Annotated in this window: 24 protein-coding genes; 12 read left to right on the top strand and 12 right to left on the bottom strand. The window is 43.2% G+C overall.

Translation table 11 applies throughout. From position 1 onward, the window contains the following. Nucleotides 1-54 precede the first annotated feature (54 nt). The 3 genes from yjgA (at nt 55) to P3L40_RS18300 (ending at nt 1333) form a co-directional block, all read left to right on the top strand. The gene (yjgA, locus tag P3L40_RS18290) at nt 55-600 is read left to right on the top strand and encodes a ribosome biogenesis factor YjgA (protein WP_004258329.1); all 546 of its coding nucleotides are present in this window, start codon (nt 55-57) and stop codon (nt 598-600) included. A gap of 173 nt (nt 601-773) precedes the next feature. Continuing rightward, the gene (locus P3L40_RS18295) at nt 774-1007 is read left to right on the top strand and encodes a hypothetical protein (protein WP_094961512.1); all 234 of its coding nucleotides are present in this window, start codon (nt 774-776) and stop codon (nt 1005-1007) included. Continuing rightward, complete coding sequence (locus P3L40_RS18300) at nt 1004-1333, top strand: low molecular weight protein tyrosine phosphatase family protein (protein ID WP_004258336.1); 330 nt, start codon at nt 1004-1006, stop codon at nt 1331-1333. The genes P3L40_RS18295 and P3L40_RS18300 overlap by 4 nt, the downstream gene beginning before the upstream one ends. On the opposite strand, the gene P3L40_RS18305 is transcribed toward P3L40_RS18300, so the two are convergent. From P3L40_RS18305 to P3L40_RS18355, 11 genes are all read right to left on the bottom strand, one after another. Continuing rightward, nucleotides 1330-1917 carry an RBBP9/YdeN family alpha/beta hydrolase gene (locus P3L40_RS18305; RefSeq protein ID WP_196725313.1) on the bottom strand — a complete coding sequence of 196 codons (588 nt, stop codon included), beginning with the start codon at nt 1915-1917 and terminating at the stop codon, nt 1330-1332. The genes P3L40_RS18300 and P3L40_RS18305 overlap by 4 nt on opposite strands. Nucleotides 1918-1977: 60 nt before the next feature. Next, nucleotides 1978-2265, bottom strand: coding sequence for a barstar family protein (locus P3L40_RS18310; protein ID WP_004258345.1), 288 nt, complete (start codon nt 2263-2265; stop codon nt 1978-1980). Nucleotides 2266-2278: 13 nt separating this feature from the next. Then, nucleotides 2279-2767, bottom strand: a complete 489-nt coding sequence (locus tag P3L40_RS18315) for a ribonuclease domain-containing protein (RefSeq protein WP_094961510.1) — start codon at nt 2765-2767, stop codon at nt 2279-2281. Nucleotides 2768-2876: 109 nt separating this feature from the next. Further along, complete coding sequence (gene tldD / locus P3L40_RS18320; RefSeq protein WP_110591211.1) at nt 2877-4322, bottom strand: metalloprotease TldD; 1446 nt, start codon at nt 4320-4322, stop codon at nt 2877-2879. Nucleotides 4323-4327: 5 nt separating this feature from the next. Beyond that, entirely contained in the window at nt 4328-5179 is an 852-nt protein-coding gene (gene nit1, locus P3L40_RS18325; RefSeq protein ID WP_210853258.1) for a deaminated glutathione amidase, read from the bottom strand. After that, nucleotides 5179-8970 (bottom strand): AsmA2 domain-containing protein YhdP, encoded by a 3792-nt coding sequence (gene yhdP / locus P3L40_RS18330; protein ID WP_210853256.1) that lies wholly within the window; start codon nt 8968-8970, stop codon nt 5179-5181. The genes nit1 and yhdP overlap by 1 nt, the downstream gene beginning before the upstream one ends. Nucleotides 8971-8982: 12 nt before the next feature. Further along, nucleotides 8983-10452 carry a ribonuclease G gene (gene rng / locus P3L40_RS18335; RefSeq protein WP_004258373.1) on the bottom strand — a complete coding sequence of 490 codons (1470 nt, stop codon included), beginning with the start codon at nt 10450-10452 and terminating at the stop codon, nt 8983-8985. Next, nucleotides 10449-11036, bottom strand: a complete 588-nt coding sequence (locus P3L40_RS18340; RefSeq protein ID WP_210853253.1) for a Maf family protein — start codon at nt 11034-11036, stop codon at nt 10449-10451. Before P3L40_RS18340 ends, rng begins: the two co-directional genes overlap by 4 nt. Before the next feature lie 35 nt (nt 11037-11071). After that, nucleotides 11072-11560: a rod shape-determining protein MreD gene (gene mreD, locus P3L40_RS18345; protein WP_004258382.1), complete on the bottom strand. Its 489-nt coding sequence runs from the start codon at nt 11558-11560 to the stop codon at nt 11072-11074. Between the two features lie 44 nt (nt 11561-11604). Beyond that, nucleotides 11605-12573, bottom strand: coding sequence for a rod shape-determining protein MreC (gene mreC / locus P3L40_RS18350; RefSeq protein ID WP_004258388.1), 969 nt, complete (start codon nt 12571-12573; stop codon nt 11605-11607). A gap of 84 nt (nt 12574-12657) precedes the next feature. Next, nucleotides 12658-13701, bottom strand: coding sequence for a rod shape-determining protein (locus P3L40_RS18355; RefSeq protein WP_004908213.1), 1044 nt, complete (start codon nt 13699-13701; stop codon nt 12658-12660). A gap of 603 nt (nt 13702-14304) precedes the next feature. Between P3L40_RS18355 and P3L40_RS18360 the strand changes: the two genes are divergently transcribed. The 9 genes from P3L40_RS18360 (at nt 14305) to fis (ending at nt 22381) form a co-directional block, all read left to right on the top strand. Beyond that, entirely contained in the window at nt 14305-15285 is a 981-nt protein-coding gene (locus P3L40_RS18360) for an oxidoreductase (RefSeq protein ID WP_228677454.1), read from the top strand. Nucleotides 15286-15520: 235 nt separating this feature from the next. Then, a complete protein-coding gene (gene aroQ / locus P3L40_RS18365) occupies nt 15521-15985 on the top strand; it encodes a type II 3-dehydroquinate dehydratase (protein ID WP_004258402.1) in 465 nt (154 codons plus the stop codon). An 18-nt stretch (nt 15986-16003) separates the two neighbouring features. Beyond that, the gene (accB, locus tag P3L40_RS18370) at nt 16004-16474 is read left to right on the top strand and encodes an acetyl-CoA carboxylase biotin carboxyl carrier protein (RefSeq protein WP_004258405.1); all 471 of its coding nucleotides are present in this window, start codon (nt 16004-16006) and stop codon (nt 16472-16474) included. 12 nt (nt 16475-16486) lie between these two features. Further along, on the top strand, nt 16487-17833 hold the full coding sequence (accC, locus tag P3L40_RS18375; RefSeq protein ID WP_004258411.1) for an acetyl-CoA carboxylase biotin carboxylase subunit: 1347 nt from the start codon (nt 16487-16489) through the stop codon (nt 17831-17833). 174 nt (nt 17834-18007) lie between these two features. Further along, nucleotides 18008-18250 carry a DUF997 family protein gene (locus tag P3L40_RS18380; protein ID WP_004258419.1) on the top strand — a complete coding sequence of 81 codons (243 nt, stop codon included), beginning with the start codon at nt 18008-18010 and terminating at the stop codon, nt 18248-18250. Then, a complete protein-coding gene (panF, locus tag P3L40_RS18385) occupies nt 18240-19700 on the top strand; it encodes a sodium/pantothenate symporter (RefSeq protein ID WP_136134923.1) in 1461 nt (486 codons plus the stop codon). Before P3L40_RS18380 ends, panF begins: the two co-directional genes overlap by 11 nt. Before the next feature lie 191 nt (nt 19701-19891). Further along, nucleotides 19892-20776 carry a 50S ribosomal protein L11 methyltransferase gene (gene prmA / locus P3L40_RS18390; protein WP_196732135.1) on the top strand — a complete coding sequence of 295 codons (885 nt, stop codon included), beginning with the start codon at nt 19892-19894 and terminating at the stop codon, nt 20774-20776. 317 nt (nt 20777-21093) lie between these two features. Then, a complete protein-coding gene (dusB, locus tag P3L40_RS18395; protein ID WP_004258432.1) occupies nt 21094-22077 on the top strand; it encodes a tRNA dihydrouridine synthase DusB in 984 nt (327 codons plus the stop codon). A gap of 7 nt (nt 22078-22084) precedes the next feature. Next, the gene (gene fis / locus P3L40_RS18400) at nt 22085-22381 is read left to right on the top strand and encodes a DNA-binding transcriptional regulator Fis (protein WP_004258438.1); all 297 of its coding nucleotides are present in this window, start codon (nt 22085-22087) and stop codon (nt 22379-22381) included. Between the two features lie 79 nt (nt 22382-22460). Here fis and P3L40_RS18405 read toward each other — a convergent pair whose 3' ends face one another. Beyond that, nucleotides 22461-24017 (bottom strand): methyl-accepting chemotaxis protein, encoded by a 1557-nt coding sequence (locus P3L40_RS18405; RefSeq protein ID WP_196732138.1) that lies wholly within the window; start codon nt 24015-24017, stop codon nt 22461-22463. Between the last annotated feature and the right edge of the window lie 30 nt (nt 24018-24047).

Consider the following 24047-nt stretch of genomic DNA (forward strand, 5'->3'; position numbering starts at 1 on the left):
TCATATTAATTACGCGTAATTAAACCACTGTGTTCGGTAAAAAGGAAAATCGATATGGCCAAACAGCCTGATGACTGGCTGGATGATATCCCAGCGCCGCAAGACGAAGAAGACGAGGAAATCATTTGGGTCAGTAAAAGCGAAATTAAACGCGATGCTGAGATCCTCAAAAAGTTAGGGGCTGAGCTCGTTGATTTAAGTAAAAGTGAATTAGAACGCATCCCGTTAGATACTCAATTACTTGAAGCCATTGAACTTGCCCAAAAAATCAAACGTGAAGGCCGTCGCCGCCAATTGCAATTGATTGGTAAGTTATTACGTTCACGTGAGGTTGAGCCCATTACTGAGGCTCTGGACAAGCTTAAAAACCGCCACAACCAGCAAGTGGTAATTTTACATAAACTGGAAGACTTACGTACCCGTTTATTAGATGGCGGTGATGAAGTCATTGAAGACGTGGTTGCCCTGTTCCCACAAACAGACAGGCAACAACTGCGTGCATTAGTCCGTAATGCAAAAAAAGAGCGTGAAGGCAACAAACCGCCGAAAGCTTATCGCCAAATCTTTCAATATTTGAAAGATCTCTCTGAAATGGCTTAATGAATTATCCCCTATGCTACGGTTAGGGGATTTTTCTTTGTAAATTAAGCAATAATCTGAAAAAGCCAGAAGCGTGTTGATAGCGCTGCCGAAACAACCTATCATGCCATTGTTAGACATACTCTGACCCGTATTATCGCGGCTGCTGACCCCCGATAAATAATGAGGAAGATATGGATAATACCCGAAATAGAGCATGGCGCAGAGCCAAAGCTCGAATCAATAAATCCCGTGATCAACTAAATTCACGACTAGTTGACTGCTATACACCTGAAAAAAACTGGAAACAAATGTACGGCCGTAGCGAAAAAATGATCCGTGCAGCCCAATTAGGTATGGCATACCCGCAAGTAAGTAATATACAGCTTGCCCGTATTAGCCTTGAAGAGATACACAACAACTCGTGAATATTTTATTCATTTGCAGTAAAAACCAATGGCGTAGTCCAACCGCTGAACAGATCTGGCGCAACCATGAAAGTTGGGTCACCCGTTCAGCGGGAACGAGCCGCAATGCGAAGCGCCCTGTTAATGCGGATTTAATCCGCTGGGCAGATGTAATTTTTGTGATGGAGCAAAAACATAAAAACCGCTTAAAAGCAGATTTCCCCCGCCTTTTGGAATACAAACCGCTTCATGTTCTGGATATTCCTGATGATTACCCATATATGGACCCAGAGTTGATTGAAATACTCAAAACCAGTGTGCCTAGTATTCTTACCAACCATAACTAGCTAAAATGCGTTTTGATCGTATCAAGTAGTGTTTTGAACTCAGTATAGCCTTCTCTATCAAGGAAATGCCCAGCAGATTCCTCAATAATAACCTGTGTTTTTAAGGCCTCTGCCAATGCTTTCGAAGACCCCGGCGACACAATTTCATCATTGGTTGATATAATCGATATTCGATTATTTGCCACTTTTATGAGTTCGTCATAATTCAATGGTTCAACGGTGTGAGGCTGTAATTCAGGCAATGTAGGCTGTTCTTCGTCAAACCCTGATACCAATACATAACCTGCCACCGATTGCCCTGCATGTTGAAGAAAGCGCAATGCAGTAACGCAACCTAAGCTATGGCCAATCAAAATCGTATTTTCATCAATATCAAAAGGTAAATGCTGCAAGCGCTGCTGCCATCTTTCAGGGTTGGGGGTTAAAGAGTCAGGCATGGTGGGGACGTTAACAAAAGCGCCTAAGGCTTCAAGCTCTGATTTCAACCATGGAAACCAATTTTTTTCAGGGGATGCCGTGTAACCATGAACAATAAGAAATTTTTTTTCTTTTAGTGGAAATGCAGTGCAAGTAACGTTATTCATCCTAAAGACCCCTATCAGCTCAGTTATCTTATTTAGACTTTACCATGAGTGATAGGAATATTAGTTAGAGCTTTTTGTTATATCTAAAGCAAAAATAAACTCTTCTTCCCACATGTCTTGTGCGTCATTCATCACATCAATAACATCTGCGAATTTTATACGCTGTTCCGCGCTCATATGTGAAAACGTGATGGTTACAGGTAACTCAATGCCTGCGGAAACCATATCCCACAAAGCATCAAGATTATGACCAAACCAATCAGGAAGGGAAAATTGTTGAGCAAATTGGTCATAAAAATCATTCAATGAGTTTATTTGCCTAAAATCAAAGCTTACCTGTTTGCTCATCACGGTATTTCCTTTAATTGACTTGTGTAAAGCTCTTATAATGGTCATGAGTCACAAAAATCATCCCATCTGATGAGTATAGCAAACGGTCCGCCCCGCGATGACCACAGCGATAATTAATGTCTGCTTCAAACCATTGGCGTCCTTGTGCAATGGGTAAACTTTTCTCACGGTTAGAAAAACGGTCGCCGCCAATCGCTCTTCCAGGTAACACATCGCAAAGGTTACCTTTTTTCGCATCCCATCCGGCTTCACGGGCTTGTTTTTTCGTCATATAGAAAGCGGGAAGTTTTTGATATTTTTTCATAAAACTAACCACGTTATCTTGTGCAGTTAGCTTATCAATCGGTTGTGGTGTTTCTTTTGGCGTTATCGCTTCACGAGAAGGTGGATTGCTTTGATTAACGGATGGTTCAGATGGTGTTTTATCTCCACCATTAAAATAAAGGCTAATCACAATCAAAATAGCCATCAATACGACGGGTAAAAAACGTTTATTCATAACACCTCAGTTGTTTTGTGCTTTGCAGGCACACAATCGCCCCAGTCACAACATCGACAAGAAGTTGTTACAAGGGCGAGCAGAGCCTAGTTTATATCGCCATGAACGATTATGCGGTACCGCCAACGGTCAGTTTGTCCAGTTTTAATGTAGGTTGGCCTACACCAACAGGGACACTTTGGCCTTCTTTGCCACAAACACCAACGCCTTTATCTAGTGCTAAGTCATTACCGACCATTGAAATCTGCTGCATAGCTTCAACACCCGAGCCAATTAACGTCGCTCCCTTCACAGGAGAAGTAATCTTACCTTTTTCAATCAGGTAAGCTTCTGATGTTGAAAATACAAATTTACCTGAGGTGATATCTACCTGACCACCACCAAAGTTTGGTGCATAAATGCCTTTATCCACACTCGCAATAATTTCTTCTGGCGTTGATGTACCTGCTAACATGTAGGTATTGGTCATACGCGGCATAGGTAAGTGCGCATAAGATTCACGGCGTGCATTACCTGTTGGAGCAACTCCCATCAGGCGTGCATTCAGTTTATCTTGAATATAATTACGTAAAATACCATTTTCTATTAGGACGTTATACTGCCCAGGTACCCCTTCGTCATCAATGGCGAGAGAGCCTCGACGGCCCGCTATCGTGCCATCATCCACCACAGTGCACAGAGGTGATGCCACTTGTTCGCCTATTTGACCTGAAAAAACAGAGGTGCCGCGACGGTTAAAGTCACCTTCTAAACCATGGCCTACCGCTTCATGCAATAGAACCCCTGGCCAACCAGCACCCAGCACAACCGGCATCATTCCAGCAGGCGCTGCGATCGCTGACAAATTCACCAGCGCCATACGCACCGCTTCACGTGCATATTGCTCAGCAACCACTTGCCCTTGGTGAATTTCCAAGAAATATTCGTAACCATAACGGCCACCACCGCCACTTGCACCGCGTTCGCGCTTACCGTCATGTTCCACCAGCACGCTGACTGACAAACGCACTAACGGACGAACATCTGCCGCCAAAGTGCCATCTGTTGCGGCGACTAACACTTGCTCATAAACACCGGTTAAACTGGCATTGACCTCGATAACACGTGGGTCTTCTGCGCGTGCAACTTGGTCAACACGGTGCAGCAAATCAATTTTTTGTTCCCGCGATAAGCTTTGCAGTGGGTCTGCTGCCGAATACAGTTTTTTATATTCAACATTAGTTAAAATTTGTGATTTACCAGAGCCTTGCTCATTCACAATGCTGCGTGCTGCGGTCGCACTTTGTGTCAGCGCATGTAGCGAAATTTGGTCTGCGTAAGCAAAACCGGTTTTTTCACCACTGACTGCTCTCACACCAACACCTTGGTCGATATTGTAAGAGCCATCTTTGATGATCCTATCTTCAAGCACCCATGATTCATGGAAGCTCGATTGAAAGAACAGATCCGCATAATCCAGATGGCGCTCAGATAACAAACCTAAAATGTCATACAGATTTTCTTGCCCAAGGCGGTTGGCGGCCAGCAAATGTTCGCTGACAGAAACTAAACTCATATTCGTTACTCTTTGGTTTCTTTTTTAATCAAGGATGTCAATTGCGGTCTAAAGCGGTTATGTTTCACCACTTTGATTTGCTCTCGCATGACACTCAAGCTGTCCGTTTTAATATTCAGTACCGTAGACGCGACTGCATCCACGTTCTTTTTCATCACTTTACCCCACCCATCAACCGCAAGGCTGTGCCCCCATGTGCGACGTGTGCCGTGCACACCGACTTGAGCAGGCGCTAAAATATAGCATTGGTTTTCTATCGCACGGGCACGTAATAACGGCTCCCAATGTGCTTGCCCGGTGTAACGAGTAAATGCCGCTGGTACAGAGATAATTTCTGCGCCTTGTTCACGTAATGCTTGGAATAAACCAGGAAAACGTAAATCATAGCAAATTGTCATACCAAGACGACCAACGGGTGTATCAACGACAGTAATATGTTCACCGCGTTGATAAATCACAGACTCGTTATAAGTGCCTTGCTCGTCTTCGATATTGACATCAAACATATGAATTTTATCGTAGCGAGCTTTAATATTTCCTTCTGAATCAAATAATAAGCTACTACTTGTAATACGCTCAGGATCTTCACGGCTAATCATTGGCATTGAGCCAATTAAAATCCAAACATGATAACGTTTGGCCATTTCGCTGATCGCACTTTGCAAAGGGCCTTTTCCTTGCTCTTCCGCTTGTTTACGATAAGCCGCCGCATCCGCAAATAACAATGCATTTTCAGGGGTCAGTACTAATTCAACAGTCTCTGGTAACTGTTTGATCTGTTGTTCGATTTGCGCCAAATTGTGTTTAGTATTATTTCCGCTACATAACTGCAAAAGTGCAACGTTGCCATTTTTCATTACTCTTGAGTCTCCTTCAGTTGACGTAATACTTCATCAATTTTCGGCTCGTCCAAACTACCTGTTACTCGGTAACGAATAACGGAAACTTTACTCCATAGTGGACCGAGCACTTTCGTTGCCGCAAATACGGCAGCGCCTGCAAATGGGTTTACTACAAACGCGGTTGCTACTCCTACTGTAGCAGATATTTCCGGTGTAATGACGGCTTCAACATTAATTTGGCGTTTAACGAGGTCAATTTGACCATTAAAAGCGATATCGGCAACTAAACCATCAACATAGGTATTTTTCGAAACCAGTACACCATTTTTAATGGTCGCATCCCCTTTAATGGAGTCAAAATCAAAGTCATCACTAAATGTATCGCTAAAATCAAATCGTAGTTTACGCAACAGGGCATCAAAACTGACTAGACGCAATATTTGCCCTGCACGACCACCGCCCATTTGTGCAATCGCTCCTTTGCCCAATTTTGCAGACATTTTACCATTTAAAGAGGCGATATCTGGTGACCAAGGCAAATTAGCCCAATTTAAATCAAATTCAATAGTATAAGGTGATTGGATAATGGGAACCAATATACCAAAATACGCCGCCGTTTCGTCAAAAGCTTCACCGGTTAATGAACCTGCAATTTGTGTTTTATTGCCTTTTTCGCTGTTCCAAATAGCATCTAACTTTAATTTCGTGACGCTGTTATCTAGCGTGCCATCTGTCAGTTGCAATAAAGTGCCTTTAGGTTGGATATTAGCGCTAATTTCCCCCAATTTCTGCCCAGCGACCCAACACTCTTTACAGTGAAACTGGAACCGCGGCCATTGGCTAAAATCGATTTGTGTCGTAGCAAGGTCATTGATTTGAGTACTAGAGGATTCACTAGGGTTGTAATACAAATAATCAATGGCGACCTGCCAAGGCTGTGAAGCAAAGATTTGTAACGAACCTTTTAAGTTTTCACTATTGATACTGACTAATTGCTCAGCCCGTTGTAAGTCATAGGAAAAATTTACTGCATTCCATTGCTGCCCAGCGAGGTAGATTGATGGAATATTGACCTCAAGCATATCAGGTAAACCAATATTCATCCCCCCTTCGCGGCTATGGGATGACACTAGCAACCCGGCTAATTTCTCCCAGTTCATATCGGTAATAGGTGGCAAATCAACAACAAAAGTTGCATTTTTAGGTAATTCAGGAATACCATCACGCCATTGAGCAACATGGGCTTTTAATAAGCTTAAAGGCTTACTACTCAGCCCCCATTGAGTATTAAAACCAATGCGCTTACCGATATCACCACCAACCACCAACTGTTCTGTTGTTCCTTTAGCCTGAACATTAATTTGCCCAAGTTCGGCTAATAGAGCGTTATCAATAGCAGGTAGCTGGCTTTTCAGCTGTTTTAGCCCTGCGCTAACGTCTATTTGTAAGCCAACAGGTTCTTTTGCTGTATTCGGAATAGTGATCGCAACTTGGCTTTTCCAGTTAGTGGTTCCTGACACCTTTTGCTTAATCTCAGCAGGCAACATTGCCAACTTATTCACCGCCCAGTTTCCGCTAACATTCACATCCACTAAATAATTTTTTGCTTGATCTGTAGTGGTGAAATCAACAGTAATGGGCTGTTCAAACCAATGGCCACGCAGATTGTCACCGCGTAAATCTCCATTGTTAAACTCAAAGCTGCCCGTTAAAGCAGAAATAGTGCTATCAATTGGCTGAATATATAAATCATTTTTATTGAGATTGACCTTTCCTTTGGCAACAACATCCTTACCCGCCACCAATGGAATAGATAACCCTAATTGGCCATTAACAGCCCCCCCAATTTGTAACTCTTCAAGCGTATCGCCAATTGAGTGGTTCATCGGGGTATGCACAAAATATTGCTGGATTTGTTTTCCAGTTCCACTGATATCTGCATTGATATACAGCATTTCTTTAGTGTAATCAGGGATATTGGCATCAAGGTTGGTTGCCGTGGCATCCGCTAATTTCACGCTTGGCGCATGCATATATAACCCTGCACGCCTAAAGTCTAAGTCCATATCTAAGTTCAATAACGCAGGCCATTCACTGTCATATTCGAATGTTGCATCACGCAAAGGGACATAAACTTGGAATTGCCCATCATTGTTATCATAGGGGAAATGAGCAGGGTCGCCTTTATAGACTAAAGTCGCATTATCTACACTACCGGCAATAATCGCTTTCGTCAGGTAATCGGCCACATCTTGGCCCATTAATTTTTGTGGGAAATAACGCCATGCATCCCCTGCATCATCTAAACGGATTCCGGCAAGAATGGCGAGATCGGCATAATTTCCTTTTTTCGCTTTTGCGTAACGAAACTCACCATTTGCCCAAAGAGACTGAGCTTGTAGCTCTAATGATGGGCTCCACAACTTAAATTCACTGGCATTATTGACCCAATGGAACTGACCTGTTGCCGTTTTTATCGAGAAAGGCGCTTTAAATTCATCACGATAGTCAACTTCACTATCTTGTAAGCTAACGGTGGCGCTACCACTTTGCATCCCACCGATTAAAACACCTGAAAAGTGATTAACTGAAGGCAGCTCCTTCCATTTTTTCCAGCTAACATTTTGCCAGTCCATGTTGATTTGTACGTTTTCAGGCATATTTTGCGTGATATCAAGCGCAAATTCACTCACTACACCAGTTGGTTGGCGATGTTGCCAATCCTGTACCATTTCAGGCGTTAAAAAGGAAAAAGTGGGTAAAATTTCACTTAAACGTTCAAGTTCAATATCTTTTGCACGGATGCGCCAATGGTCATTATCTTGGTATTTTTTGCTGGCAGGCAAATACAATACAGAGGCGCTCCCTCGTGGCCAGATAAACTCATTGGTTTTCAAGGTATCAAGCTCAGGAATGTTAAATAACCACCCATTTCCCTGCCTTTTCATTCGCAAAAGCAAATCATTGACTTGCAAGTTTTGCGCTAATTCGCCAGTTCCCCAATTGGCTTCCCCTTGCCGTAATTGAATAAGGCCGCTATCAATCCGGTTATTTTTCAGTGTTACCCAAGAAGACAGGCTAAAATTTGCATCCCGTAATGACGTGTTATCCCGTAGCCAGCGGCTAAGCCATGGCTGCATATCAATATTATCCGCTTGCAAATAAAAAATACCGTCGCTTAACACGCCATTTTTATCTGACACATCAAGCTTTACTTGCAGATAACCATGCTGCTTATTGATGGTTTCAAGACTAACAAAACCTTGAGCGCGATGCCTGTCGTTATCGTTGAGCCAAGAAAGTTCAGGCAAAATCAGCGTCGTTTTTTGTTCTGAAGGTGTGAGGAAGGTTAATTGGCTTTCTTTTAGTACAAAATGGTCAAATTGCCTTAAAAATAGCTCTTCAATACCATCTAAAGACTGCCCTTCCGAGGAATCGCCAAGGCTGAAAGGGACTTTGTGATCAACATTTAACTGGTAAAAGGTTAAGTCACGAAAACGCCAGCGCAGAGAAAATAACGAGCTCCAAATATCTAATTCAACCGTAATAGTATTCGCTGTAATATCGGTAGTTTTATTCTGTAAAACGACATCGGACAACGTCAGTACAGGGCCAAAAGATTGCCAAGCCCCTTCAATTTTACCAATTTGTACCGCTACATCGGTCTTTTTTTCAACGTAATCAATCAGATCTTGCCGATAGTTGTCGATATTTGGCAGAAGAAAACGCAGCCCTGACAGCACTAACGCGCACAGCAATAATATAACCGCAGTCGTCACCAGTGCTACACGTGGCAGTCGTCTCACTCAAATCTCCTTTTACATCATTACGACATCAAAACGTTCCTGACTGTAAAGAGGCTCAGTCTGAACTTTAACTTGCTTTCCAACAAAAATTTCAACTTCTGCAAGGGCGTGTGACTCATCCCCTTTAAGGACATCAACCACCGCTTGGGATGCATAAACTAAGAACCTATCTGCATCGATAGTACGGTGAACACGAACTATTTCACGTAAAATTTCATAACATACCGTTTCTACCGACTTAACGGTTCCGCGCCCTTGGCAAGTCGGGCAATCATCACATAATACGTGTTCTAAGCTTTCTCTTGTACGCTTACGCGTCATTTCGACTAAGCCCAGTTGCGAAAAACCATTAATGGTTGTTTTAACTTTATCTTTACTCAATGCCTGCTCTAATGACGCTAATACACGGCGGCGATGTTCCGGGTCAGCCATATCAATAAAATCAATAATAATAATGCCGCCTAAGTTGCGTAAACGCAGTTGCCTTGCTATCGCTTGGGTTGCTTCGATATTGGTATTAAAGATGGTTTCTTCAAGATTACGGTGCCCAACAAATGCGCCCGTATTAATATCAATGGTCGTCATGGCTTCAGTTTGGTCGATAATCAAATAACCACCTGATTTTAGCTCCACTTTTCGGTCCATTGCTCGCTGAATTTCGTTTTCAACGTCAAACAAGTCAAATATCGGCTGATTCCCTTGATAGAGTTCGAGCTTGGCTGTCATTTCTGGCACATACTCTTCGATAAATTCTTGTAATTGAGTATAAGTCAAACGAGAGTCAACACGAATGCGATCAAGGTGAGCGCCGGCAAAATCACGAATAATGCGGTAAGCAAGTGCTAATTCACCATAAATTTTAGTGCGAGTCACATTGCGTTTTTTTCGTTCAATCACTTTTGCCCACAGGCGTTTTAAGAATGCAGCATCCTGTTTAACTTCCTCTTCCCCGACCCCTTCTGCTGCCGTACGAATGATAAAGCCCCCATTTTCATCACAATACTGTGAAACACACTCTTTTAGGCGTTCTCTTTCATCTTCACTTTCAATACGTTGTGAAACTCCCACATGGGAAGCTCCTGGCATAAAGACCAAATAGCGAGAAGGGAGTGTAATATCCGTAGTTAGGCGAGCACCTTTGGTACCAAGGGGGTCCTTGACGACTTGAACGATTAAATCTTGCCCTTGCTTAACGAGCTCAGCGATGTCCCTGACATGAAAGTTTTTTTGTTCGTCACCCGCAATGCATTCCGTATGGGGCATAATATCCGAAGCGTGCAAAAAGGCCGCTTTATCTAGACCAATATCAACAAAGGCCGCCTGCATCCCCGGTAAGACTCGGCTCACACGGCCTTTGTAAATATTCCCTACTAGCCCTCTTTTTGCTTCTCGTTCAACATGAATTTCTTGTAATATCCCACCATCAATATAAGCAACGCGCGTTTCAGATGGCGTAATGTTTACTAATAGTTCCGCAGTCATGACTTCCCCTTACCATCACTTAACGCTAAAAATCGCTGAATTAGCTCGTCTGTTTCAACCAGTGGTAAACCAACAACCCCATGGTAGCTGCCATTAATTTTACGTATAAAACGCCCACCAATTCCTTGTATTCCATAAGCGCCTGCCTTATCCATTGGCTCACCAGATTGTATATAGTCCCGTATTTCGATTAAAGATAACTCGCGGAATGTCACATCTGTCACAATTAGTGACTGCATTGTCTGTTGACGGTTGGATAAGGCAATAGCCGTCATGACCTGATGGGTTTTTCCTGATAATGCATTTAGCATCTCTTCTGCGTGCTGATTATCTCGCGGTTTTTCTAAAATTTGCCCTGCTAGAACAACGATTGTATCTGCGCCCAAAACCGGTTGATTATCGGGTGCAATCGCAACACCAGCTAAAGATTTATCTCGTGCAAGACGTTGAACATAGTCTTGAGGCAACTCCCCCTCCTGCCACTGTTCTTCTACCTCTGGACGTAAAACCTCAAAGGTATAATTAAGTTGCTGAACAAGTTCACGTCGACGGGGTGAGCCGGACGCAAGATAAATTAAACACATAAACTGTATTCCCAGTCAGACCGACAACTAACACCCTAACATACTGAAAATTGCCGACGTATTTTACGTAAAAGCAAAAATAGCCATGGCCATAGAATACCATTCACTAAGCTATTCCAAAATACTTGCGGGTGGAATAATACTTGTGATGATAGAAATTCAGCCCAAAAAACAGCAAGATCTTGAATGATAGTGAGTAACATAATCACCAGAGCTTGCTGCCACAACGCCATATTACGCAACAATTGGTGTTTATAAGAGACGAGATAGCAAATAATGCTAAAAGAAAGAGCATGCACTCCCAGTGCAGAGCCCTGAATGGAATCTACGATAATCCCTAAAATAAAACTCGTACCAACACTCACTCGGTGTGGTAATGCCATCACCCAATAAGTGAGAATCAACAGAAGCCATGATGGCCGGTAAAAACTGAGTTGTTCCGGCCAAGGCATGACTTGTAAAATCAACGCAATAAAAAACGATAACCAAATGATGGCACGGCCATTTCCGCGATACTCATCCATGCTAATTTACTCTCTTGCCCATAACCATACTGTGTTTCCTCTACTTATGGTTGTGACGTCGGAGCCATTGATGGTGGCAATGGAGGCCCCTGAATTTCATTCGGATTAGGTAACACTTGCGGCAATACTTTCATTAATCGTTCATTTGCTGCACGATAAACTTCCGAAGGCTGTAGTGGCGTTTTAGGGTCGCTATCATTTCCCCATAGTAGCAGAAGGTAGCGTAAACGCTGCAATTCGGCACTCGGCTTCGCGCTGATAATAGTATAAGCACGTTGTGTGTCGTGTTTTACGGCAGAGACCACCCCTACAGGATAACCTTCGGGGAAACGCCCTCCTAACCCTGACGTGACAAGGACATCACCAACACGAATATCGGTATTTTCAGGCAACGGTTCTAATTGGATATCATCAGCACATCCAGAGCCTGCAGCAATAACACGGACATCATTACGTAATACTTGTACTGGCAGTGCATGGGTAGTGTCGCAAATTAACAGGACACGACTATTAAAGTTACTAACCCCAACCACTTGACCAACTACGCCTTTATCACTAATAACGGGCTGCCCTTCATAAACGCCTTCATTGCTGCCCTTGTCTATAACCACTTGGTCACGATATGGCGTATTCGCGCCTGAAATAACTTGCGTGACCATCATGTGTTCATCTTGACGAAGTGGCGAACCAAGTAACTCCCTTAACCGCGCATTTTCCTGCTTAAGTTGTTCTAAAAGCAAGTTGTCCGCTTTTTTCAGTAATAGCTCTTGGCGTAAGGCTTTATTTTCGAATTGCAATTGTTCTCTTGAAGAGAAGCTTTCGGAGATATTATCTAGAAATTGACGTGGGCCATTGGCTAAAAAATAGAATGGGCTAACCGCCGTGTCTAAGTAGTTACGGACTTTATTGAAAGGCTCAAAGCGATGGTCAATCACCACCAGTACAAGTGCAATGATTACCGCAATAAAAATGCGTAGCTGTAGGGATGGACCTCGCCTAAAAATTGGCTTCATGTGTGGCTAAGTTTCACTAATGTCAGAGGAACAAAAAATAGTCAAAACAGTTGGGGACAGCCCCAACTGTTTCTAAAAGGCCATTTAGTCTTCGCTAAACAGGTCGCCACCGTGCATATCAATCATTTCTAACGCTTTACCGCCACCACGAGCGACACAAGTTAGAGGATCTTCAGCAACGATAACTGGGATACCAGTTTCTTCCATCAATAAGCGATCTAAATTACGAAGAAGCGCGCCACCACCGGTTAAGACCATACCGCGCTCTGAGATATCTGAGGCCAATTCAGGAGGACACTGTTCAAGTGCTAGCATGACTGCGCTGACAATTCCTGTAAGCGGTTCTTGCAATGCTTCTAAAATTTCATTGGAGTTCATCTTAAATCCGCGTGGCACACCTTCCGCAAGGTTACGACCGCGAACTTCAATCTCGTAAACTTCATCTGTTGGGAATGCAGAGCCAATTCCATGCTTGATGCGTTCTGCTGTCGCTTCACCTATCAGTGAGCCATAGTTACGACGTACATAGTTAATGATGGACTCATCGAAACGGTCACCACCAATGCGTACAGATGAAGAGTAAACAACGCCATTTAACGAAATAACAGCGACTTCTGTAGTACCACCACCAATATCAACAACCATTGAGCCTGTTGCTTCTGATACAGGTAACCCGGCACCAATTGCTGCGGCCATAGGTTCTTCAATTAAGAAGACTTCCCGTGCGCCCGCACTTAACGCTGACTCACGAATGGCTTTACGTTCAACTTGTGTTGCACCAACAGGGACACAAACAAGGACTCGCGGACTTGGGCGTAAAAAACTGTTGCTATGAACTTGTTTGATGAAGTGTTGCAACATTTTTTCAGTCAGGAAAAAGTCGGCGATAACACCGTCTTTCATTGGCCTGATTGCCGAAATATTACCTGGTGTACGTCCCAGCATCTGCTTCGCTTCACCACCGACAGCAGCAACGCTTTTTGGCGATCCAGAGCGGTCTTGACGAATAGCAACTACAGAGGGTTCATTTAATTTTACGCCTTGTCCTTTGACATAAATAAGGGTATTGGCCGTACCCAAGTCAATAGACAAGTCATTAGAAAACATGCCACGAAATTTTTTAAACATAACGAAAGAGTTATCCTGCAAGCTGGGGACGAATTTAAACCCGTCTACTCTACCAACCACTTGAAGCGGTCTCAAGGCGTTAATGAGCTGCTTCTAAAATATGGTTAATTCATCTATTTTTCACGTACCGTACTGTACATGCTTCTTATCTAAACGAAGCAGATAAAAACCCCAAAAACAGATATTAATTGTATTATTTACCTACAGGATAAAATCACACAAAAAAACACCTATTCTTTGGTTGTTATATACTCCATCTTTTTCTTCCCAGTGTGACAAGTTATTATGGCAACAAGTTCAAATATTATTTAGTTCTTTTTATTATTGCTACACACTGGCTATTTCCAATACAAATTGGGTGAATTCGCTGAGTGTTCGCTCTATTATCTACCAGAAACGCGGCAAATTTATGTCAATATGCAAAATGAATCCGTCAAGATGCGATATTTTGCATGATAAAAGCCTATTTATGCCAGAAAAAAATAAATTTTTACAAATTAATTACAATATTAATAGCTTAAATACTGTTACTACGTCAATGAAATACACTCAAATTTTAGTCATTTTCAAAATACATATTTAATCATTATATAGGAGTGAAAGATGAAAGCTCTCGTCCTACAACAAACTGACGAAAAAATCGTCTCTGGCATTCAACCATTAACTACAGAAATGCTTCCAGCCGGAGATATTATAGTCGATATTTATTGGTCTACACTTAATTATAAAGATGCATTAGCTATTTGTGGAAAAGCGGGCGTTGTTCGCCAATACCCGATGGTACCCGGTATCGATTTTTCAGGTGTGATCCACCACAGTGAAGACCCTCGTTTCCAAGTTGGCCAACATGTACTACTGACTGGATGGGGGGGGGGTGAAACGCATTGGGGCGGGTTAGCCTCTCAAGCAAGAGTCCCCGCAAAGTATTTAACCCCTCTTCCAGAAAATTTGTCCTTAAAACAAGCGATGGTTATTGGCACCGCCGGCTTTACAGCAATGCTTTGCGTAAATGCCCTAGAAGAAGCTGGTGTGACTCCTGATAAAGGCGAAGTCATCGTAAGTGGTGCAAGCGGTGGTGTAGGTAGTACTGCCGTGCAATTACTCTCTTTATTAGGTTATGAGGTTGTCGCGATTTCAGGTCGTGAAGAAAACAGCAGCTACCTGCAAAGTTTAGGTGCCAAGAGAGTATTACCTCGTAGTGATTTCACTCATCCTGCTAAACCATTAGATAAACAGTTGTGGGCGGGTGCGATTGATACAGTAGGTGGTGAATTACTCGCTAATCTTCTTGCGCAAACACACTATAATGGGACTGTTGCCGCCTGCGGCTTAGCGGGTGGCTTCGACTTACCAACCAGTGTCATGCCATTTATTTTACGCAATGTCCGCCTACAAGGTGTAGATTCGGTTTACTATCCTGCCGCAAATCGCCCTAAAGTATGGCAACGACTCGCGGAACTTCTACCTCCGTCTTTCTATGAGCAAGTCAGCAATGAGATTAAATTAGAAGATTCTGTCGAATATGCAAAAAAATTCTTAAAAAATGAAGTGACTGGGCGTACGCTAGTCAACCTGCGAGGTTAGTCACCAATTTATTGCGGTACTTTCGCCTAAATAGGGATTACCGCACATTTTCTAAAATAAATTCGGGTATTTTCTCTGATAAGACCAGTATTTTGCTGCTATATGTCACGAAATAATTATAATGACGAACCTTGTCAGTAGAAAATCCATTTATTTTTATGATAAAAGATGACAAACGCTTAGCATCGCGTTATGTTGTCGGGCTATTGATAATATCGTCGGAGTTAGCAGCATAATGGCAGAAGATATTCACATTTTACTCTTGAATGGGCCAAACCTAAACCTGCTAGGTACACGGGAACCCGATAAATACGGCAACCAAACTCTTGCCGATATCGTATCCAAGCTGGAGTCAGAGGCTAGTCAGTTAGGGGTAAAACTGAGTCATTTTCAGTCAAACGCAGAATTTGAACTAATCGATAAAATTCATGCTGCACGTCATGATGTTGATTTTATTCTCATCAATCCGGCTGCATTCACACATACCAGTGTTGCACTACGTGATGCATTACTCGCGGTGAGTATCCCGTTTATCGAGATCCACTTGTCTAATGTGCACGCTAGGGAATCATTTCGCCAACATTCTTATTTCTCCGATAAAGCAATCGGTGTAATTTGTGGTCTAGGTGCTGATGGTTATAGTTTTGCTTTACAGGCAGCGGTTAACCGTCTGCGCCTAATTAATTCAATCCAAATATAAGAGTACGGAATCATATCCATGGATATTCGTAAAATTAAAAAGCTGATCGAGCTGGTCGAAGAGTCTGGCATTTCTGAACTGGAAATTTCTGAAGGTGAAGAGTCAGTACGTATCAGCCGCGTTTCACCTGCTTCCCAGGTTATGGCTGCACCTCAACAATATTACTCAGCACCGGTTGCACAACAACCTGCTCTGGCTAATGCGGTTGCACCATCTGAAGCTATGGTAGCGCCAGCTGCACCTGCTGCAGTTGCAGGTCACCAGGTTCGCTCACCAATGGTCGGTACTTTCTACCGCGCGCCAAGCCCTGAAGCGAAACCATTCGTTGAGATTGGTCAAACGGTCAGCGTTGGTGACCCACTTTGCATCGTTGAAGCGATGAAAATGATGAACCAAATCGAAGCAGATAAAGCAGGCGTTGTTAAAGCCATTCTGTTGCAAAACGGTGATGCAGTAGAATTTGACGAGCCATTAGTTGTCATCGAATAACGAGGCGTTTCCATGCTGGAAAAAATTGTTATTGCTAACCGCGGAGAAATCGCATTACGTATTTTGCGTGCCTGTAAAGAACTCGGCATCAAAACAGTAGCGGTTCACTCTACGGCAGATAGCGATCTAAAACACGTGTTACTGGCTGATGAAACAATTTGTATCGGCCCAGCAGCATCAGCGAAAAGTTACTTAAATATCCCTGCGATTATTTCCGCAGCGGAAATTTCAGGTGCTCAAGCGATTCACCCAGGATATGGTTTCTTGGCTGAAAACGCAGATTTTGCAGAACAAGTTGAAAACTCTGGTTTTGTTTTTATCGGTCCAAAAGCTGAAACCATCCGCCTAATGGGTGATAAAGTTTCTGCAATTAACGCGATGAAAAAAGCCGGTGTACCTTGTGTTCCGGGTTCTGATGGCCCATTAGGGAACGACACTGAAAAAAATAAAGCCATCGCAAAACGTATCGGCTTCCCTGTCATCATCAAGGCATCTGGTGGTGGTGGTGGTCGTGGTATGCGTGTCGTACGCAATGAGAAAGATTTAGAATCTTCGATCAACCTGACACGTGCTGAAGCGAAATCCGCTTTTAATAATGATATGGTTTACATGGAAAAATTCCTTGAAAACCCACGTCATATTGAAATTCAAGTCATGGCTGATGGCCAAGGCCATGCGGTTTACTTGGCTGAGCGTGACTGTTCAATGCAACGTCGCCACCAAAAAGTGGTTGAAGAAGCACCAGCACCGGGTATTACGCCTGAAATTCGCCGTAATATCGGTGAGCGCTGTGCTAATGCATGTATTGAAATCGGTTATCGCGGTGCAGGTACCTTCGAATTTTTATTCGAAAACGGTGAGTTCTACTTCATTGAAATGAATACCCGTATTCAAGTTGAACACCCAGTAACTGAAATGATCACTGGTGTAGACTTAATTAAAGAGCAACTGCGTGTTGCCTCTGGGTTACCATTATCTGTGAAGCAAGAAGATATCGTGGTGCATGGCCATGCTGTTGAGTGCCGTATCAACGCAGAAGACCCGAATACTTTCATCCCAAGCCCGGGTAAAATCACCCGTTTCCACTCACCTGGTGGTTTTGGCGTACGTTGGGAATCTCATATTTACGCAGGCTACACTGTACCTCCGTATTATGACTCAATGATTGGTAAATTAATTACCTATGGTGAAACTCGTGAAATCGCTATTTCTCGTATGAAAAATGCGTTAAACGAATTAATCGTCGATGGTATTAAAACCAATATTGAATTGCACCAAATGATTATGAACGATGAAAACTTCCAAAAAGGTGGAACTAATATCCACTATTTAGAGAAAAAACTGGGTATTGCTGAATAAGTCAGCGATAACCTGTTTAACTTATCGTCAATCGATACCGTAACGCCCTGCGTTACGGTATTTTTTTGTGTTAAATACGCTTTAGTGCACTTTTCTTCTGGTATTTTTCACACTCAGTCCACAGATTATCGTACAATTGCTGATTATTTTTATGGGAATGAAGGGGAATAACGGGTGGATAAACGTTTTCTTCAATCAAATAAAGAAGCGCGCTGGTCATTTTATTTGACTATCGCCTATCTGGTCGGCTGGGTTATTAGTGCCTACCTACCGGACAACACGCTTGGAATTACAGGGCTACCACTGTGGTTTGAATGGTCTTGTCTCATCTTACCCATCATTTTTATTTTGCTCTGCATTATGATGGTTAAACTGATTTTTAAAGACATCTCTTTGGAGGAGAATGATGCAGATTGAAGTTCTCCTGCCTCTCGTCGGCTACCTAGCTCTCGTCTTTTTGCTATCCATTTATGCATATAAAAAACGAACAAAAGGCGAGTTTTTAAATGAATACTTTTTAGGTAATCGTTCAATGGGCGGCTTTGTCCTTGCGATGACCATCACAGCAACCTATATCAGTGCGAGTTCTTTTATTGGAGGACCAGGAGCTGCCTATAAATATGGCCTAGGTTGGGTGCTATTGGCGATGATCCAACTCCCCGCGATTTGGCTTTCCCTCGGCGTGCTAGGTAAAAAATTTGCTATTTTGGCGCGTCGCTATAATGCCGTTACACTCAACGATATGCTGTATGCACGCTACCAAAGTCGGTTTTTAGTGTGGTTTGCCAGTGTTAGCCTACTCATTGCCTTTTTTGGCGCGATGACAGTGCAATTTATTGGTGGTGCGCGCTTATTAGAAACAGCAGCAGGTATTCCATATACTTACGGGTTAATAATTTTTGGGGTATCTATCGCACTCTATACCGCAATTGGTGGGTTTAGAGCCAGCGTCCTGAATGACGCACTGCAAGGCCTAGTGATGCTTTTAGGTACGGTGATCCTGCTGGTTGCAATTATTTACCATGCAGGTGGTTTACCCGCAGCCATAGAAAAAATGCATACCATAGACCCAAAATTGGTTTCGCCTGAAGGTGCAGATGACATTTTAAGCGGGCCATTTTTAGCTTCGTTTTGGGTTTTAGTCTGTTTTGGGGTGATTGGTTTACCTCATACTGCGGTACGTTGTATTTCATATAAAGACAGTAAAGCAGTTCATCGAGGTATTATTTTGGGAACCATCGTCATGGCGATACTGATGTTTGGTATGCACTTTGCGGGAGCTCTCGGTCGTGCAATTTTACCTGACCTCACAATCCCAGACCAAGTGATCCCTACTTTGATGGTACAAGTTCTACCACCATTTGCAGCGGGAATTTTCTTAGCGGCACCGATGGCCGCAATTATGTCAACGATCAACGCACAACTACTACAGTCCTCGGCAACCATCGTAAAAGATATCTATCTGAATACCATGCCAACACAAATCAAAAATGAAAAGCGTCTTGCACGGATCTCTAGCCTTTCCACTTTGGTCTTAGGTGCATTGCTTTTAGTTGCAGCATGGAACCCGCCTCAGATGATTATCTGGCTGAATTTACTGGCTTTTGGTGGTTTAGAAGCTGTTTTCTTGTGGCCATTAGTCCTCGGGCTCTACTGGGAAAAAGCCAATGGAACAGGTGCTATCAGTGGTATGGTCATCGGAGGCGTCAGTTATGCCGTACTGGCTAGCTTTAAAATTGAGATCATGGGTTTCCATGCCATCGTTCCCTCACTGGTTTTTAGCCTTGTTGCCTTCCTTCTAGGTAATCTTTTTGGCAAAAATCCAGTACAATCACCAGCAAACGAACAGGTAACTAGCACTCACTGATTCCTATCTACTGATAGGTGAATTTGGCGTTACCTAATGTAAATGAACAAATGCAATGCTCTAGATAATTCGCGTCATAGATAGGCGGCAAACGAGCTAATCCCTAGGAGCATACACCAGTATGTGACTAGGGTTAGCAGCCAACAACGCTATGGCGTGAAGAATGACGAGCATTTTAGAAGAGAAAAACAATGCCTTGGATACAAATAAGACTAAACTCAACCGCAAAAGATGCCGAAGCCCTTGGCGATGAGTTAATCGAAAGCGGTGCTGTGTCTGTCACCTTTCAAGACAGCCACGATACTCCTGTTTTTGAGCCGCTTCCGGGGGAAACACGTCTTTGGGGTGACACCGATGTCATCGGTCTATATGACGCAGAAACCGACATGAAATTTATCATCGCTCAACTAGAAAATAGCCCGATATTGAGTCCAGGTTTTATTCATAAAATCGAACAATTAGAAGACAAAGATTGGGAAAGAGAATGGATGGATAACTTTCATCCGATGCGCTTTGGGGAGCGCTTGTGGATCTGCCCAAGTTGGCGCGATGTGCCCGATCCAACGGCAGTCAACGTAATGTTAGATCCTGGCCTCGCTTTTGGTACTGGCACGCATCCAACCACCTCATTGTGCCTCCAATGGTTAGATGGCCTTGATCTAGAAGGTAAAACTGTGATCGATTTTGGTTGCGGATCTGGGATTTTAGCGATCGCCGCATTAAAATTAGGTGCCGCTCATGCGATCGGGATCGACATCGACCCTCAAGCTATCACTGCAAGCCGCGATAATGCGCAACGTAACGGTGTTTCAGAGCGTTTATCCCTATACCTACCAAAAGACCAGCCTAATGACTTACAAGCTGATGTCGTGGTTGCTAACATCCTTGCTGGCCCATTGCGTGAGCTCGCCCCGATGATTAGCGTGCTACCCCGCCCAGGTGGGTTATTAGGTCTTTCTGGCGTGCTCGCCACTCAAGCAGAAGGAGTGGCTGACGCTTATCGTTCAACTTTTGAAATCGACCCTGTTGCTGAAAAAGAAGAATGGTGCAGGATTACGGGTGTCAAGCATTTTTAATGAGTTTTTTTATTAAAATTAGAGAATAATTTCTTTGAAAACAACGCCAGAATAGATTATCTTATAGCTCAAATATTGCTCAATAGCTGGCGATAATCTGTTCTGCACGAGATTTGAACAGCACAACAGTTATTTTAATAAATCGTTATAATACCTACTTAACTATTTGTTAAATATAACTAATTTTATAATTGCAAAGATGCAAGATAAAAAAATTAGTGATAAATAACCGTTTGCTCAAAGTTTGTCCTTTCATATCTCGTAAAAAATGCGTAATATACGCGCCCTTGCAGTCACAGTATGGCCCCCATTTAGTTATGCGAATCGGACAATATCAGTTGAGAAACTGTCTTATTGCTGCCCCCATGGCAGGCATTACAGATAAACCGTTTAGGTCGCTCTGTTATGACATGGGTGCTGGGATGACAGTATCAGAGATGCTTTCTTCTAATCCTCAAGTTTGGAAGACCGACAAATCTAGACTCAGAATGGTTCATCGCGATGAACTTGGGGTTCGTTCCGTGCAAATAGCTGGCAATGATCCCGATGAAATGGCTGCCGCGGCTCAAATCAACGTTGAGAGTGGCGCTCAAATCATCGATATCAACATGGGCTGTCCAGCTAAAAAAGTGAATCGTAAGCTTGCAGGCTCTGCACTACTACGCTATCCAGACATCGTTAAATCGATTCTTGAAGGTGTCGTCAAAGCAGTGGATGTGCCTGTCACCCTTAAGATCCGCACAGGCTGGTCACCTGAAGAGCGAAACTGCATAGAGATTGCCAAATTGGCCGAAGATTGCGGCATTCAAGCTCTCACTATTCATGGCAGAACTAGAGCCTGTCTGTTTAATGGGGAAGCTGAATATGACAATATTCGGGCAGTTAAGCAGACTGTTACCATTCCGGTTATTGCCAATGGCGACATTACTGACCCGCTAAAAGCCAGAGCTGTTTTAGACTACACAGGGGCGGATGCCTTGATGGTAGGCAGAGCGGCTCAGGGAAGACCCTGGATCTTCCGGGAAATCCAGCATTATCTGGACACAGGTGAAATATTGCCACCAATGCCAATGGCAGAGGTAAAGCGTATTATGCTAGCGCATGTACAGGAATTGCACGACTTTTACGGTCAAGGCAAAGGAGCCCGTATAGCGCGCAAACATGTTTCTTGGTACTTAAAAGAACATGCACCTGATGACCAGTTTCGGCGCTCATTCAACACCATTGAGGATGCCAGCGAACAGCTGGAGGTGTTGGAAGCATTTTTTGAAAATTTTTGCGTAAATAAAGATAAGAGCTGACAGAACTATGTTCGAACAACGCGTAAATTCTGACGTACTAACCGTTGCTACTGTAAATTCACAAGATCAAGTAACTCAAAAACCGTTACGTGACTCAGTTAAGCAAGCACTGAAGAACTATTTTGCTCAATTAAATAATCAAGATGTTAATGATTTATATGAGCTGGTATTGGCTGAAGTAGAACAGCCTTTGTTGGACATGGTTATGCAATATACCCGTGGAAACCAGACCCGTGCAGCCCTGATGATGGGTATCAACCGCGGCACTCTGCGTAAGAAACTGAAAAAATACGGCATGAACTAATCCTAGTCGGTTAATGCAGTGTTTTTGTGAGCCCTCACTGTGATGCAGTGAGGGCTTTTTATTTGCAAAAAATAATGTGCTAGACCGTTTGTGTGGATAAATTGAACTGCTGAACCGCTTGTTGTAATTCTTGCGTTTGCCCCGCTAATGAACTAGCTGCAGTTGCCACTTGTTCAACTAAAGAGGCATTTTGCTGTGTAACGCCGTCCATCTGTGTAATCGCGACTCCAACTTGGGCTATTCCTTTGCTCTGCTCTTCTGAAGCCACGGTGATTTGCTCCATAATTGCTGTTACCTCATTAATTCCCTGTAAGATATTCTCCATCGTTTTTCCCATTTCATTCACCAAACCCGTTCCTTTCTGAACGCAAGCTCCTGAATCGGCAATTAGTCGTTCAATTTCCATCGCGGCTTCCGCACTGTGGCTCGCTAACTTGCGCACTTCCGCAGCGACTACCATAAAACCGCGTCCATGCACACCAGCACGAGCCGCTTCGATAGACGCATTGAGCGCTAAGATATTCGTTTGAAAACTAATATCGTTAATCATGTTGATAATATCTGCTATTTTTTGTGAGCTTTGGGAGATTTCAGTCATGGTCACGACAACAGAATCAACAATGCTATTCCCTTTATTAGCGACCACGAACGCTTCGCCTACTAATTGATTAGCTTGGTGTGTGTTTTCCATATTCAGTTGAACTGCAGCGGTAATTTCCTCCATACTCGCAGCCGTCTCTTCTAAAGCGGCGGCCTGCTCTTCTGTTCGAGATGAAAGATCGCTATTACCGTTTGAAATCTCACTTGCCCCCAGATAAATATTTTCACTTCCTTGTCGGATTGTATTGACCGATTCACTTAAATCTTTTCTCATCCCTTCAAGTATTGGAAATAATTTTCCTACACAGCTGTTTCCGAATGGCTGTACAGGATGGCTTAAATCCCCTTTCGCAATTTGAGTAAAATGTTGCCTCAGTAGCCCTAATGGTTTTTGCATCATCTCTGCCATATAGCGATCCGTAAAAATGAGCATGAAGATCCCTAATATTGCAGTGACGATCATGACCACTTGTGTAATATCTATCACGCTATCAACATTCTGCCGAGTATGGCTGATCAATTCATCAGCCGCCTGATTAAATTGCTGAATTGAAGCGCCAAAAGCTCGGCTTAATGCAGGTGTTACATTATGGGCATGCGCTAAATATTTGTCCGAATCGTTGTCCATACTCAATGCGAGTTGAGGCGTGACGCCATCATCTAGCAGTGATTGCCAATTATTGATCACCAAATCTGATACTTCAGGATCCATCGGTCCAGGAGAAATCGACTTCATTTGCTCTAAATATTTCCCCATATTGGACATCGCTTCTTTTACAGGGGCATAATCCACATCTTTCCCTTGGCTTTTACTTTCCATGACTCTAGTTAGTCGTGTGACAAAACGAAAATACTGATCATTTCCTTGACTAAGGACGGTCATTTGTTGCACCAATTGCCTATCAATATCATTTCCATCAGCAATGCGTGATAATGACCAACCACTGTATACATTCGTTCCCCCCAAGATCAAACACAAAATACTTAATAATACGAAGACCACAGTGCGAATTGAGTAATTTCGAAGTTTCTGCATAGAATTTCTCTTTTGGTGGGATAATCTGAC

This window comes from Providencia sp. PROV040 (assembly GCF_032706145.1).
GTDB classification, from domain to species: domain Bacteria; phylum Pseudomonadota; class Gammaproteobacteria; order Enterobacterales; family Enterobacteriaceae; genus Providencia; species Providencia hangzhouensis.

Excerpts from the sequence above, each read along its gene's own strand:
- yjgA (WP_004258329.1), top strand. The coding sequence starts at position 55 with ATGGCCAAACAGCCTGATGACTGGCTGGATGATATCCCAGCGCCGCAA.
- P3L40_RS18295 (WP_094961512.1), top strand. The coding sequence starts at position 774 with ATGGATAATACCCGAAATAGAGCATGGCGCAGAGCCAAAGCTCGAATC.
- P3L40_RS18305 (WP_196725313.1), bottom strand. The coding sequence starts at position 1,917 with ATGAATAACGTTACTTGCACTGCATTTCCACTAAAAGAAAAAAAATTT.
- P3L40_RS18310 (WP_004258345.1), bottom strand. The coding sequence starts at position 2,265 with ATGAGCAAACAGGTAAGCTTTGATTTTAGGCAAATAAACTCATTGAAT.
- P3L40_RS18315 (WP_094961510.1), bottom strand. The coding sequence starts at position 2,767 with ATGAATAAACGTTTTTTACCCGTCGTATTGATGGCTATTTTGATTGTG.
- tldD (WP_110591211.1), bottom strand. The coding sequence starts at position 4,322 with ATGAGTTTAGTTTCTGTCAGCGAACATTTGCTGGCCGCCAACCGCCTT.
- nit1 (WP_210853258.1), bottom strand. The coding sequence starts at position 5,179 with ATGAAAAATGGCAACGTTGCACTTTTGCAGTTATGTAGCGGAAATAAT.
- rng (WP_004258373.1), bottom strand. The coding sequence starts at position 10,452 with ATGACTGCGGAACTATTAGTAAACATTACGCCATCTGAAACGCGCGTT.
- P3L40_RS18340 (WP_210853253.1), bottom strand. The coding sequence starts at position 11,036 with ATGTGTTTAATTTATCTTGCGTCCGGCTCACCCCGTCGACGTGAACTT.
- mreD (WP_004258382.1), bottom strand. The coding sequence starts at position 11,560 with ATGGATGAGTATCGCGGAAATGGCCGTGCCATCATTTGGTTATCGTTT.
- mreC (WP_004258388.1), bottom strand. The coding sequence starts at position 12,573 with ATGAAGCCAATTTTTAGGCGAGGTCCATCCCTACAGCTACGCATTTTT.
- P3L40_RS18355 (WP_004908213.1), bottom strand. The coding sequence starts at position 13,701 with ATGTTTAAAAAATTTCGTGGCATGTTTTCTAATGACTTGTCTATTGAC.
- P3L40_RS18360 (WP_228677454.1), top strand. The coding sequence starts at position 14,305 with ATGAAAGCTCTCGTCCTACAACAAACTGACGAAAAAATCGTCTCTGGC.
- aroQ (WP_004258402.1), top strand. The coding sequence starts at position 15,521 with ATGGCAGAAGATATTCACATTTTACTCTTGAATGGGCCAAACCTAAAC.
- accB (WP_004258405.1), top strand. The coding sequence starts at position 16,004 with ATGGATATTCGTAAAATTAAAAAGCTGATCGAGCTGGTCGAAGAGTCT.
- accC (WP_004258411.1), top strand. The coding sequence starts at position 16,487 with ATGCTGGAAAAAATTGTTATTGCTAACCGCGGAGAAATCGCATTACGT.
- panF (WP_136134923.1), top strand. The coding sequence starts at position 18,240 with ATGCAGATTGAAGTTCTCCTGCCTCTCGTCGGCTACCTAGCTCTCGTC.
- prmA (WP_196732135.1), top strand. The coding sequence starts at position 19,892 with ATGCCTTGGATACAAATAAGACTAAACTCAACCGCAAAAGATGCCGAA.
- dusB (WP_004258432.1), top strand. The coding sequence starts at position 21,094 with ATGCGAATCGGACAATATCAGTTGAGAAACTGTCTTATTGCTGCCCCC.
- fis (WP_004258438.1), top strand. The coding sequence starts at position 22,085 with ATGTTCGAACAACGCGTAAATTCTGACGTACTAACCGTTGCTACTGTA.
- P3L40_RS18405 (WP_196732138.1), bottom strand. The coding sequence starts at position 24,017 with ATGCAGAAACTTCGAAATTACTCAATTCGCACTGTGGTCTTCGTATTA.